12 protein-coding genes are annotated in these 12,127 nt (G+C 71.1%); 4 read left to right on the forward strand and 8 right to left on the reverse strand.

Annotated elements, in window-relative coordinates; translation table 11 throughout:
• Positions 1-21 precede the first annotated feature (21 nt).
• From glgX to DEJ01_RS02110, 7 genes are all read right to left on the reverse strand, one after another.
• Complete coding sequence (gene glgX / locus DEJ01_RS02080; protein ID WP_111092084.1) at positions 22-2,040, reverse strand: glycogen debranching protein GlgX; 2,019 nt, start codon at positions 2,038-2,040, stop codon at positions 22-24.
• A gap of 59 nt (positions 2,041-2,099) precedes the next feature.
• On the reverse strand, positions 2,100-2,714 hold the full coding sequence (locus DEJ01_RS02085) for a TetR/AcrR family transcriptional regulator (RefSeq protein WP_027466979.1): 615 nt from the start codon (positions 2,712-2,714) through the stop codon (positions 2,100-2,102).
• Positions 2,715-2,848: 134 nt separating this feature from the next.
• A complete protein-coding gene (locus DEJ01_RS02090; RefSeq protein ID WP_071248777.1) occupies positions 2,849-3,385 on the reverse strand; it encodes a MarR family winged helix-turn-helix transcriptional regulator in 537 nt (178 codons plus the stop codon).
• 18 nt (positions 3,386-3,403) lie between these two features.
• Positions 3,404-3,586 (reverse strand): hypothetical protein, encoded by a 183-nt coding sequence (locus DEJ01_RS02095; RefSeq protein WP_071248776.1) that lies wholly within the window; start codon positions 3,584-3,586, stop codon positions 3,404-3,406.
• A 141-nt stretch (positions 3,587-3,727) separates the two neighbouring features.
• Positions 3,728-4,288 carry a hypothetical protein gene (locus DEJ01_RS02100; RefSeq protein ID WP_111028786.1) on the reverse strand — a complete coding sequence of 187 codons (561 nt, stop codon included), beginning with the start codon at positions 4,286-4,288 and terminating at the stop codon, positions 3,728-3,730.
• A 1-nt stretch (position 4,289) separates the two neighbouring features.
• On the reverse strand, positions 4,290-6,323 hold the full coding sequence (locus DEJ01_RS02105; RefSeq protein WP_111092085.1) for a primary-amine oxidase: 2,034 nt from the start codon (positions 6,321-6,323) through the stop codon (positions 4,290-4,292).
• A 49-nt stretch (positions 6,324-6,372) separates the two neighbouring features.
• Positions 6,373-7,866: an APC family permease gene (locus DEJ01_RS02110; RefSeq protein ID WP_027466974.1), complete on the reverse strand. Its 1,494-nt coding sequence runs from the start codon at positions 7,864-7,866 to the stop codon at positions 6,373-6,375.
• A 193-nt stretch (positions 7,867-8,059) separates the two neighbouring features.
• On the opposite strand from DEJ01_RS02110, the gene DEJ01_RS02115 reads away from it, so the two are divergent.
• The 4 genes from DEJ01_RS02115 to DEJ01_RS02130 all read left to right on the forward strand — a co-directional run bounded on the left by DEJ01_RS02115 (position 8,060) and on the right by DEJ01_RS02130 (position 11,130).
• A complete protein-coding gene (locus DEJ01_RS02115; RefSeq protein WP_111092086.1) occupies positions 8,060-9,577 on the forward strand; it encodes an APC family permease in 1,518 nt (505 codons plus the stop codon).
• On the forward strand, positions 9,574-10,227 hold the full coding sequence (locus tag DEJ01_RS02120; protein ID WP_258370710.1) for a helix-turn-helix domain-containing protein: 654 nt from the start codon (positions 9,574-9,576) through the stop codon (positions 10,225-10,227). Before DEJ01_RS02115 ends, DEJ01_RS02120 begins: the two co-directional genes overlap by 4 nt.
• 109 nt (positions 10,228-10,336) lie before the next feature.
• Positions 10,337-10,792 (forward strand): Hsp20/alpha crystallin family protein, encoded by a 456-nt coding sequence (locus DEJ01_RS02125; protein WP_111092087.1) that lies wholly within the window; start codon positions 10,337-10,339, stop codon positions 10,790-10,792.
• 11 nt (positions 10,793-10,803) lie between these two features.
• Positions 10,804-11,130, forward strand: coding sequence for a hypothetical protein (locus tag DEJ01_RS02130; protein ID WP_071404424.1), 327 nt, complete (start codon positions 10,804-10,806; stop codon positions 11,128-11,130).
• A gap of 82 nt (positions 11,131-11,212) precedes the next feature.
• On the opposite strand, the gene DEJ01_RS02135 is transcribed toward DEJ01_RS02130, so the two are convergent.
• Positions 11,213-12,094, reverse strand: a complete 882-nt coding sequence (locus DEJ01_RS02135; RefSeq protein ID WP_027466970.1) for a manganese catalase family protein — start codon at positions 12,092-12,094, stop codon at positions 11,213-11,215.
• Between the last annotated feature and the right edge of the window lie 33 nt (positions 12,095-12,127).

Here is a 12,127-nt window from a genome sequence, read left to right on the forward strand (position 1 = left end):
CCCCGCGCGAGCCCGCGCGCCTCAGACCAGCGCGGTGAAGGACGCGTCGCGCACGAGCAGGGTCGCCGCGTCGCCCACCACGGCCTGGTCGGGGTCGCTCGACAGCCCGAGGGACCAGCTGCCCCCACCCGGACGCTCCGGCAGCGTGAACTCCACCGTGGTGTCCGACGCGTTCAGCAGCACGGCCACGGTGTCGTCGCCCTGGTGGAGCACGAGCGTCACGGCCCGGTTGCCGCCGTCCGCCCAGTCGCCGTCCTCGAACCCGGCGGCGTCGGCACGGAGCACGGTCACCGTCGACTCCGAGTGACCCGGCGCGGTTCGGAACCACTCCGGACGCAGGGCCTGGTGCTGCCGACGGAACGCGATGGCCGCCGTCGTGAAGGCGAGCAGGTCCTGGTCGGCGGCGGCCCAGTCGAACCACGAGATCTCGTCGTCCTGGCAGTACGCGTTGTTGTTGCCGCCCTGTGACCGGGCGAGCTCGTCGCCACCCAGGATCATCGGTACGCCGGCGGAGAGCAGCAGGGTGCCGAGGAAGTTGCGGCGCTGCCGGTCGCGGTAGTCGTTCACCGCACCGTCGTCGGTCGGGCCCTCGATGCCGCCGTTGAACGAGGTGTTGTCGCTCTCGCCGTCGTTGTTGTCCTCGCCGTTCGCCTCGTTGTGCTTGTCGGCGTACATCGTCAGGTCGGCCAGGGTGAAACCGTCGTGGGCGGTCACGAAGTCGATCGAGCACAGCGGGGAACGCCGCGAGCCCTCGTAGACGTCCGGGCTGCCGAGGACCCGCTGCACGGCGTCGCCGAGCGCGCCCTCGTCGCCGCGCCAGAAGGCCCGCAGGTCGTCGCGGTACTTGCCGTTCCACTCGGACCAGTCGGCCGGGAACCCGCCGACCTGGTAGCCGGCGGTGTCCCACGGCTCGGCGATCATCTTGACCTCGCGCAGCACGGGGTCCTGGTGGATGATGTCGAGGAACGCGGAGTGCTTCTCGGCCTCGCCGTCCTGGCGGGTGAGCGTCGTGGCCAGGTCGAACCGGAAGCCGTCGACGTGCATCTCCTCGACCCAGTAGCGGAGCGAGTCCATGATGAGTCCGAGGGCCGCCGGGTGCCCGACGTTCAGGCTGTTGCCGGTGCCGGTGGTGTCGAAGTAGTTCGCCTCGTCACCCTCGACCAGCCGGTAGTACGACTGGTTGTCGATCCCCTTGAACGACAGCGTCGGGCCCATGTGGTTGCCCTCGGCGGTGTGGTTGTAGACGACGTCCATGATGACCTCGAGCCCCGCGGCGTGCAGGGCCTTCACCATCGCCTTGAACTCGGTGACCTGCTGCCCGGCGGTGCCGGAGGACGAGTACTCGTCGTGCGGCGCGAAGAAGCCGATGCTGTTGTAGCCCCAGTAGTTGCGGAGGCCCTTGTCGAGGAGCGTCGAGTCCTGCACGAACTGGTGCGTCGGCAGCAGCTCCACCGCGGTGACGCCGAGGTCGGTGAGGTGCTTGATCGCCGCCGGGTGGGCCATGCCGGCGTAGGTGCCGCGGATCTCCTCGGGGACGTCCGGGTGCTGCTTCGTGAAGCCCTTGACGTGCACCTCGTACACGACGGTGTCGGCGAGCGGGGTCCGCAGCAGGGTGTCACCGTCCCAGTCGAAGGACCGGTCGGCGACGACGGACTTGGGCATCGCGCTGGCCGAGTCGGTCTCGTCGATCTGCTCGGGCTCGTTCATGTCGTGACCGAAGAGCGCCTGGCCCCACTCGTACTCGCCGTCGATCGCGGTGGCGTAGGGGTCGAGCAGGAGCTTCGCGCCGTTGTGGCGAAGGCCGTTCGCCGGGTCCCACGCGCCGTGCACGCGGAAGCCGTAGCGGGTGCCGACGGTCACGCCGGGGACGACGTCGTGGAAGGTGTAGCCGGTGCGGTTGCGGAGCTCGGTGCGGTGCTCGGTGCCGTCGTCGTCGAAGGTGCAGAACTCGACCCGCTCGGCGGTGCTCGAGAACAGGGCGACGTTGGCGCCCCCGTCGACGAGCGTGACGCCGAGCGGGGTGCGCGTGGAAGTGGTCATGCTGCCCTTCTACCGGCCGGTCGCTGTGCCACCGGCGGTCTGGGCGTACCCCTGGCCGCTCAGCGCACCGGCGGGACGAGCTGCTCGAGCAGCCGCAGCACCCGCTCGCCGTCGACGGCGTCGGGGTCGAGCAGCCACTGGACCTGCAGCCCGTCGGATGCCGCGATGCTCAGGCTCGCCAGGTCGACCGGGTCCAGGTCGGCGCGGATCCGGCCGCTCGCCTGGTCCGCCTCGATCAGTTCGGCGAGTTCAGCACGCAGCCGGGCGAAGCGTTCGCGCATGAAGTCGCGCGTGGCCGGGTGGCCCTCCTGCACGGCGTCGGCCGCGAGGGTCGTGTACAGCTGCACCAGCCCCGGCACGGCCCGGTTGCGCGACGCGCTCTCGCGCATGTCGCCGATCGCCGACTTCATCCGGTCGGGCGCGCCCTGCTCGCGGACCTCGTGCTCCCGGTAGACGGCGAGCAGCAGTTCGTCACGGCTCGGGAAGTAGTGGCGCAGTGCCGCGTGCGTGATCCCGAGGGCCTCGGCCACCGAGCGGAGCGACGATGCGTCGACCCCCTGCTCGGCGACCATGCGGATCATCTCGTCGAGGATCTGCGTGCGCCGCTCGGCGCCCTTGCGGTACCCGCCGCGGCGCGGCTGGGCCGCGTCGGCGTCGTCCGCGGGGTGGGTCATGCACCCAACTTACCGCTGGAAGGTTTTCTCGCCACCGTCCGGACTGGAGGCCCGTGGCGGGCGCACCACGGGCCTCCAGTCCGTATCGGGGTCGCGTCGCACCCGCCGGGTCGCGTCAGCCGGGCGCGCTCGCGTCAGTCCTGGTCGTCGACCGTGTACTCGTCGACCGGCGCGGGCGTGCCCGCGGCGAGCGCGTCGACGATCTTCGTGAGCGAGTCGGCGAGGACGGCGTTGTCCGCGTCGGGGAGTTGCTCGAGCACCTCGACGACGGCCGCGTGGAAGCGCGCGTACGAGGCGTCGATCTTCTCGGCGGCCTGGTCGGTCGGGGCGAGCACCTGCGCACGACGGTCGGTGGGGTGCGCCGTACGCGACAGCAGGCCCTTCTGCACGAGCCCGTCGACGATCTTGGTGACCGAGGCGTTCGAGACGGCGAGCATCACGGCGAGGTCCTTCGGGCCCATGGTGCGGCCGTCCCGGTGTGCCTGGAGCATGTACCGGACGGCGAGGAACTCGTTCTTCGACAGGCCGCTCTCGATGCGGGCGGACTCGATCTGCTGGTCCTCGGCGTGCTGCAGGCGGAGCAGCGCGTCGACGGCGGTCTTCGCGACCCCGGACTCGGGTTCGCGGGCGTAGAGGTGGACGTGCTCTCGACGGACGACGGTCAACGGCATGGGGTCATGCGCTCCTTGCTAAACGGCAGGCGTGCTGAAGAAGTCCGCGTAGGACGGTTCGGAACGACCGGCGAGCAGCGAGGGGTCCTGGATGCGACGCTCGACGTAGGCGTCGATGATCGCCGGGTCGGTGAGACCGACGCGGGTGTGGCTGCCACCGATCCGTGCCGTCCGAGGCATCCCGGAGTACGTGCTGTGCATGTCGTGTCCCGCCCTTCTTGCTTGCCGTGTGTCCCCTGCGGACGGCTGAACTCTTTCACAAAGTGAACGGTCAGTTCAACGAACCATTCGCGCTGTGTACGTTTTGCGCGCCGAACGGTTCGGCGGCACGCGGCACGCGCTTCAGACCATCGCCGCGGACATCACCGCGACCGCGACCCCCATCGCCAGGGTCTCGACCAGCGGCAGCGGACGCGAACGTCGCCGGACGCCGTCACGGAGCATGTGGACGGTGAGCACCAGGTACCCGAGGGTCAACCCGCCGAGCACCACCTGCCACGTCACCGCGACCACCCCGAGGTGCTGGTGCATCCCCGCGGCGCCGGCGTCGTGCGCCATGCCGACACCCATCGCGCCCATCACGAGCAGGCCCAGGGCGGCGTGCAGTCGCCCGTACCGGCCGTGTGCGGAGGCCGCGCCCGGCGGCTGAGCCGACCCGCGCCTCCAGGCGGACGTGGACTGCAACCGGTGCACCCCGGCGACCACCACGGCGAGGAACGCCAGCACCAGGAACCACAGGACACCCGGCAGGACCCGGGGTCCGAACGCCCCGTCGACCATCGCCGCCACCATCGCGACCGCGGCGACCACGTCGACCGCACGGCCGGGGCGCCATGCCCCGACCGTGCAGCAGGCCCCGGCCGACGCCGGCACGATGGCCGCGAGCCCGAGCAGGTCGGTCACGTCAGTGCCCGTCCCCGTGGTCGTGCCCGTGGTCGTGCTGGTGCTCGGCTGCGTCGTGTGCGGCCTCGACGGCGCCGGAGACGTGGTGCGAGCAGTGCGACCCGGCCGCCGCCCCGATCGACGCCGGCACGTTCAGGGCCGGGTTCCGCGGGAAGAACCCGTACGGCTTGAGCGTGAACTTGGCGTAGTCGACGGGCATGACGGGCCAGTCCTCGGGCCGGGGGAAGTGCGTGGGGCCGAAGGTGTGCCACAGCACGATGTCCTCGCCGTCGAGCGGACGGTCACCCTGCACGTACCGGGCGACACCGTCCCCGCCGGGGTTCTGGTGCACGAAGTCACCGGCGGCGAAGCGCTCGGCCGGATCGTACTGCGTCACGTAGAGGTGCTTCCGTGCGAACTCGGCGCGTGCGGCCACCGACGACGAGTCGTCCGCGAGCAGCACCGGGGCGTCCTGCGGGTACAGCACGTACCCGGTCGGGCGGTCGAGGTGGTTGCGCTCCTCGGTGTTCGAGATGAACCACGTCCGGGCCTTCGACGCGTCGGCGAGACGGCCGGAGGACGACTCGGACGACAGCCGGGTGACCGACTTCGTGAACGCGTTGCCGTGCTCGTTGCCCGGGCCGACGGGGACCCGGACGGCGTCGACCTCGTCCACCGCGTTCGACAGCCCGTCGACCATCATGTCCAGCCGCGCCGAGAACAGGTGCTGGTGGTACGGGGCACCGAGGCCGGGCGCGACCTCGGAGGCGTACGGGTAGTCCGCACCGGACTCCGTCCGACCCGGGTACGACGAGGTGAAGAGGACGCCGGTGAGCTTCGCCTCGCACTCGATCGTGCCGTCGAGGTACAGGTACCAGTAGAACCCGTAGTCGTAGTTGCCGACGGTGGTGAAGAACGAGATCACCAGCCGACGGGAGCGCCGGACCTCCTGCGACCCGGTGTAGATGTCCCCGTGCTTCCACAGCGTGCCGAAGTCCTCCTCGTGCATGCAGATGCCGTTGCGGATGGTCTGCGGGTTGCCGAGCTCGTCGGCCAGGACGGCGTCGAAGTACTTGATCTCGCCGACGCAGTCGCAGCCGAGCTCGAGCGAGTTGGTGAAGCGTCCGAACAGGTACTCGCCGGTGTCGAAGTAGTTCTGCCAGAACCGCACCGGTGACGGGTCGCCGTAGGGCACGAGCATCTCGTCGATCGAGGCCCGGTAGACGATCGGCCGCAGCCGCGCACCGTCCTGCCACGACAGCTGCCGGAGCACGAGCCCCTCGCGGGCGTCGAACCCGACCTGGAACCGCCAGTTCGCCCACTCGACGAACTCGCCGTCGACCGAGAACGACGGCCCCTCGGGCTGCGTGATGACGATCGGCTTGAGGTCGAGCGGTTCGCCCTGCACCGCCGGGTCGTCGAAGTTGCCGGACGTGGCGGGCACGGGCATCTCCGCGACGTCCACGATGCGGGTCACCGCGCGGTTGGCGGCGTCGACGTACACGGACAGGCCGTCCACGGGGTGCGCCCAGACGTGGTCGGCGGGGTGGTCCTGGCGGAAGGCGAGCACGCGGAGGATCCGGCGCCCCTCCTCCTCGGGGTAGTCGTAGTACCCGGCCGACAGCGGGACGCACTTCACCTCGTCCGGCGTCAGGCCGCGCTTCGCCAGGGCGGCGACCCAGCGCTCGTCCGCGTTCGCGATCTCGCCGACGGCGTCGAACTCCTCGATGAGGACGGGCAGCTGTCCACGGGACCCGTCGAGCACGTCGGTGGACAGGACGATCCGGTCGGTGATCGAGACGACGCCGTCGGTGGAGCGTCCGGTCGCCATGTCGAGGAGCATCACGCGGGCGCGGCGGTCCGGCAGGGGACCGTCGCCGGCCTGCCAGGCCAGGACCTGCTGCTTGTGCGGCTCCTCGAGGCCGACGTAGACGAAGCGCGTGGTGTCGGTCCAGTCCGGCTGCGCCGTGACGACGTCGCGGACGGCGGTGAACTCGTCGGGGCTCAGGTTCGCGAGCGGGTGGGTGGTGGCGGTGACGGGATCGGTGAGGGTCATGCTGGTGGTTCCTTCGGTTCGGTCTGGAGGCGCGGGTCGGGTGGATCGGTCAGCCGTCACTGGCGAGACGGTCGAGCATCTGGTCGTAGCGGCGGCGGTCGCGCCGGCGCAGCACCACGGCCTGCAGCACGCCGACGGCGGGCACGACCACGACGAGGCCGGTGAGCACGGTGCTGACGACACCGAAGACGCTCGCTCCGGAACCGTCGACGTCGCCGACGAGCGTCGGGAAGTTCGCCCAGATCAGGACGGCCGAGGCGACGAGCCCGACGAACCCCAGGACCGGGGCGATGACGGTGTTCCAGATGCGGCGGTCGGCGCGGTTCCGGCGGAAGTACACGATGACGGCGAGGCTCGTCGCGGCCATCAGGATCGCCACGCCCAGGGTGGCGACGCCGGCGAACCAGCTGAAGACCTGCAGGACCGGGTCGAGGCCGAGGACGGCGAACAGGACCATGAGCACGGCGGCGGTGACGGTCTGCACGACGCTCGAGGTGTGCGGTGACTCGTGCTTGCGGTGCACCGTGCCGAGACGACCGGGCAGGAGCGAGGCGTTCGCCATCGAGTGCTGGTACCGGGTGATGACGTTGTGGAAGGACAGGACGCAGGCGAACATGCTCGTGAGCAGCAGCACGTTCATGACGGCCTCGCCCGCGGTGCCGATGTACCGCGCCGCCGTGGTGAGGATGAGCGCGCCCGGGTCCTTCGCGGCCTCGGCGAGCACACCGTCCGGACCCCAGGCCATCACGAGTCCCCACGACGCCAGCGTGTAGAACACCCCGATGCCGATGACGGCGGTGTAGGTGGCCCGCGGGATCGTGCGCTCCGGGTCCTTCGCCTCGTCGCGGAAGATCGCGGTGGCCTCGAACCCGATGAACGCCGCGATGGCGAACATGAGGCCGACGCCGGGCGAGCCGGACATGACGTGGGTCGGTTCGAACGGCGCGAGCGAGAGCCCGTCGGCACCGCCCCGGAACACGATCGCGGCGACCAGGACGAGCACGATCCCGACCTCGCCGACGAGCAGGACGCCGAGGACCTTGCTCGACAGGTCGATGTGCCGGTAACCCAGCACCCCGACGAGCGCCACGACGACCAGGGACCACACGTACCAGGGGATGTCCGGTCCACCGAGGCCCGTGACGGTCACCCCGAGCAGGTACCCGATGTAGCCGTGCACGCTGACCTGGATCGTCGTGTAGGTCAGCAGCGCCAGGGTGGCCGCTCCCGCACCGGCCGGACGACCGAGCCCGTGGCCCACGAACGTGAAGAAGGCGCCGGGTCGTGGCAGGTGCCGGGTCATCGCCGCCAGCCCCACCGAGAACAGCAGCAGGATCACGGCGGACGCGGCGTAGAGCGACGGGAACCCGACGCCGTTGCCGAGCAGCATGCCGAGCGGGGCGGCACCGCCGACGACGGTGAGCGGGGCGGCGGCCGCGACGACCATGAACACGATCGCGGTGACGCCGAGCGAGCCGCGCATCGTCCGCTGGGGTGCGGGTACGGCTCCGAGTGACGCGGGGTCCTTCGTGATGCTGGACATCGTGGCCTTCCGGTTCGGGTGACTGGGTCGGGGTGGGACCACGGTCCCGCGCTGCCGTTGCGCCCCCGTTCCACGGGTGTGAAACCCGCACGCACCCGAATGGGACGGCCCGGGCGAGGCGTCTCATTTGCCCGAGACCACCGCGAAACACGACCGAGACACCGGGGCAACGCAGCCCCCGTACCGTTGCCGCATGACCGCGCTCGACCGTGCCATCGCCGACCCGCCACGGGTGCCGGGCATCGGCACGCGCTCCCCCGTCGACGGGCTGTCCCGGCGGAGCATCGGCCCGGTCGACGTGCTGGCGCAGTCGGTGTCCGCGGTCGCACCGTCGGCGGCGGCCACGACGATCCCGGTGCTCGTCGCGACCGTCGCCGGGCAGGGCGCGACGTGGTCCCTGCTCGCCGCGATGGCGCTGTCGTTCCTGGTCGGACGCACCGTGAACCAGTTCGTCCGACGCGTGGCGGGCACCGGCTCGCTCTACACCTACGTCTCGCTCGGCCTGGGGCCGGCGGCCGGTGTGGTCGCGGGCGCCGCACTGCTGCTCGGCTACGGGTTCATCGCCATGTTCTCGCTCACCGGCAGCGGCTACTACCTCGACTACCTGCTGTCCCGGTTCGTCCCGACGGCCGGCACCGGCTCCCTGGTCACGGTCGTGGTGATCACCGCCATGGGTGCAGCGGTGTTCGCCGTCATCGCCCTCGGGGTCCGGTTGTCGACGCGCCTCACCCTGCTCGTAGAGACCCTGTCTGTCGCCGTCATCGTCGTGCTGATCGTCGCCCTGGTCGCACGGCTGCAGCCCGTCGACACGTCCGCCCTCGCACTCGGCCCGACCGCACCGGCGCCCTTCGCGGTGGGCACGGCGCTCGCGGTCACCGCCTTCGTCGGGTTCGAGAGCGCGTCGGTGCTCGGCGTGGAGGCCCGGCGTCCGTTCCAGGCGATCCCCCGCGCGATCTCGTGGACCGTCCTGGTCGCGGGCGTGCTCTACGTCGTGAGCGCTGCCGCCCAGCAGACCGGGTTCGCCGCGATCGGCGCCGACCTCGCCACGAGCGCGTCGCCGGTCAACGAGCTCGCCACGGCCTTCGGCATGCAGTGGGTCGGGTGGGCGCTCGACCTCGGGATCGCCGCCTCGTTCGCCGCGTGCGCGATCGCCTCGACGACGGCGCTCGTCCGGGTGCTGTTCGCGATGGGCCGTGAAGGGGTGCTGCCCGCAGCGCTCGGGCGGGCGTCGCCCCGGTTCCGGACACCCTTCGTCGCGGGCGTGCTGGCGTGCTCGGTGCTGACCGCGCTGCCCGTCCTCGGGCTCCTCACCGGCATCCCGACCTGGTCCCTGATGGAGGCCGAACTGGTCGTCGCGGCACTCGGATACCTGACGGCGTACGCGATGACGTGCTTCGCGGCCCCGGTGTTCCTGCGCCGCATCGGCGAGCTGACGACCGGGGTGGCGACCACCGCGGTGACGACCGGCGTCCTGCTCACCGCCGTGCTGCTCACCTACGCCGGGGTCGAGGCCGCATCGCCCCGGTGGCCGGCCGTCGTCCTCGCCGTCGGGGCGGTCACCGCGGTCGTCGTCGCGTTCCTGGTGGCGACCCGTCGGCGACCCTGGCGACGGGGTCGGAGCCGGGCGGTGTACGACGTGCCGGTCGAGGCGGACCTGCTGGGCGCCTCCCGGTCGTCCGCCGGACCCGGCCACGGGACGGAGGTGCGGTGAGCGAACCCGGTCTCCGCGCGCGGCAGCCGAAGGCGATCCAGAACGCCCTCGCGGTGCTCGAGGCGGTCGCGCACGCCGGGCCCGGCGTCACCGCCCAGCAGATCTCGGACGCGCTCGGGATGCCGCGGGCGACCACCTACCGGCTCATCACGCTGCTCGTGGAGGACGAGTACCTGGTGCGGCTGCCGGACCTGCGCGGCTTCGCACTGGGGCACAAGGTCTCGGAGCTCGCCGGCGTCGCCCCGGCCGCTGCCCCGTCGGTCCCACCACTCCCCCGCGCCGTCCGGTCCGTGCTGTCCGACGTGCGCTCGGCGGTCCGCGCCGGGGTGCACCTGGCCCGGTACGACGCCGACGGGATCTGCGACGTCGACGTCGACCCGGACTTTCCGCTCCTCGACGCGACCGCCCTGCGATCGGCACCCGGGTCGAGCGCGATGGGCCGGCTGCACGCAGCCGGCGGTGCCTCGGCGTCGCAGGTCGGTGCCTTCGTGCGGGGCTTCGGGTGCCTGGCACTGCCCGTCCGCGGCGAGCGCGGTGAGCTCGTGGCGGGGCTGACGTTGTCCGCGCCCGCGGCCCGGGTGGAGTCCCCTGGCCAGGCCCTGGTGCACCTGCGGACAGCGGTCGCGCGGCTCGAGCCCCTGCTCGGCTGAGTTCTCGGCGTCCTCCGAGCGATCTTTTGGCACTCACCAGGGTCGAGTGCTAAAACGGTGGCAGTTGAGTCGAGGGGACTCAACGAGAACCACGAAGGAGTTGATTTCGATGACGATGAACTTCGATCCGTTCCGCGAGCTCGACCGACTCGCGGGTTCGCTCCTCGGCACCGCCGCCGGACCGCGCTCGATGCCGATGGACCTGTACCGCACCGGGGACCACTACGTCCTCGACGTCGACCTGCCCGGCATCGACCCGGGCTCGGTCGACATCGACGTGGACGGTTCCGTCCTGACCATCCGCGCCGAGCGCACCCTGGGCGCACCCGAGGGCTCGCAGTGGCTCACCCGTGAGCGCCAGCCGGGCACGTTCGTCCGGCAGCTGACGCTCGGCGACGGTCTGGACGCCGAGCGCATCACCGCCGGGTACGACAACGGCGTGCTGAGCGTCACGATCCCCGTCAAGGAGTCCGCGAAGCCGCGCAAGATCGCCGTCACCGTCGGTGGCGCGTCCGAGCATCTCGCGGTCGGCTCCGGCGCCGCCGGTTCCGGCGCCGCCGAGTGAGGAGCTGAGCGATGACGTCCGTCCTGCTGAACGCGGTGGTCGCGGTCCTCGTCGTCACCGCGGCGCTCGCGCTGACGAGCCTGGACCGGCGCACCGCCCTGCTCCTCGGGGCCACCGGCAGCCTGACCGGCACGTTCCTGACCTGGGTCGCCGCGCCCCGGCTGTTCGAGCAGTCGCTCCTGGCCCCCTGGGTCGCGGCGGTCCTCGGCACGGCCCTGCTGATCGCGGGGTGGAGCGCGGTGCGCGCCTACTCGGGCATCTTCGAGGCACCACGCGACGAAGAACCCGAGACGGGGGCGCTGATGACCGTGGGCGGGTCCGCCCCGTCGGTGCGGTGACCACCTGACGGACAGGAGGCCCGGTGCACGTCGTGCGCCGGGCCTCCTGTCGTTCCGTCGGTCGCGTGGGCGACCGTCGGGACTACTCCTTGTTCAGCTTGTCCTGCACCAGGCCGGCCGTCTTCTCGACGACGTTCGGCAGCTCGGTGGTGCCGTAGAGCCGGACGTCGGGGTGCGTGGGCGGGGGCATCGGGACCGAGGTGGTCGGGCCGTCGTGGTACGAGTACTCGCCCTTGCCGTCGAACGAGGGGCCGCTCGCCCACGGGCCGTTCTTCGCCTCGGCACCGTCGGAGAAGTTGAGGTACTGGTAGTTGACCTCCTGGTTCTCCTTCGACTGCGGGAAGTTGCTCGGGACGGGGAAGCCCTCGACGCCCTTCTCGCGCAGCTCGGCGGCAGCGGTCGCCCACATGTTCTGGTGCATGGTGTCGCGGGCGATGAGGAAGGACAGCAGGTCCCGCACGCCGTGGTCGTCGGTCATGTGGTAGAGCCGGGCGGCCTGCACACGACCCTGCATCTCGGCGTTCTCGTTCGCCGTGAAGTCGGCGAGCAGGTTGCCGCTGGCGGTGATGTACGAGCCCTGCCAGGGGTTGCCGTTGCTGTCCACCGGGCGGGCACCCGCACCGGCGACGATCGCGTGCTGGACGTCGGTGCCGCCGACGATCGCGGCGACCGTGGGGTCGTCCTGCAGCGCGTCCTCGGTGATGCCGAGCGGGGACTTCTCGAGCAGCTGCGCGATCATCGTCGCGAGCATCTCGACGTGGCCCATCTCCTCGGCGCCGATGCCGAACACCATGTCGCGGTACTTGCCGGGGATGTGCATGTTCCACGCCTGGAACTGGTACTGCAGCGCGACGGAGATCTCTCCGTACTGGCCACCGAGCACCTCCTGCAGCTTGCGGGCGTAGATCGCGTCGGGCTTGTCGGGCGTTGCCGTGAACTGGAGTTCCTGCTTGTGGAAGTACAAATCGTGCTCCTTCGTCTCGATCGAGCAATTGCA

This window comes from Curtobacterium sp. MCLR17_040 (assembly GCF_003234735.1).
GTDB classification, from domain to species: Bacteria; Actinomycetota; Actinomycetes; order Actinomycetales; family Microbacteriaceae; genus Curtobacterium; species Curtobacterium flaccumfaciens.

What these genes read in the sequence shown, in the direction of transcription:
- glgX (WP_111092084.1), bottom strand. Translation starts at nt 2,040, where the DNA reads ATGACCACTTCCACGCGCACCCCGCTCGGCGTCACGCTCGTCGACGGG.
- DEJ01_RS02085 (WP_027466979.1), bottom strand. Translation starts at nt 2,714, where the DNA reads ATGACCCACCCCGCGGACGACGCCGACGCGGCCCAGCCGCGCCGCGGC.
- DEJ01_RS02090 (WP_071248777.1), bottom strand. Translation starts at nt 3,385, where the DNA reads ATGCCGTTGACCGTCGTCCGTCGAGAGCACGTCCACCTCTACGCCCGC.
- DEJ01_RS02095 (WP_071248776.1), bottom strand. Translation starts at nt 3,586, where the DNA reads ATGCACAGCACGTACTCCGGGATGCCTCGGACGGCACGGATCGGTGGC.
- DEJ01_RS02105 (WP_111092085.1), bottom strand. Translation starts at nt 6,323, where the DNA reads ATGACCCTCACCGATCCCGTCACCGCCACCACCCACCCGCTCGCGAAC.
- DEJ01_RS02110 (WP_027466974.1), bottom strand. Translation starts at nt 7,866, where the DNA reads ATGTCCAGCATCACGAAGGACCCCGCGTCACTCGGAGCCGTACCCGCA.
- DEJ01_RS02115 (WP_111092086.1), top strand. Translation starts at nt 8,060, where the DNA reads ATGACCGCGCTCGACCGTGCCATCGCCGACCCGCCACGGGTGCCGGGC.
- DEJ01_RS02125 (WP_111092087.1), top strand. Translation starts at nt 10,337, where the DNA reads ATGACGATGAACTTCGATCCGTTCCGCGAGCTCGACCGACTCGCGGGT.
- DEJ01_RS02130 (WP_071404424.1), top strand. Translation starts at nt 10,804, where the DNA reads ATGACGTCCGTCCTGCTGAACGCGGTGGTCGCGGTCCTCGTCGTCACC.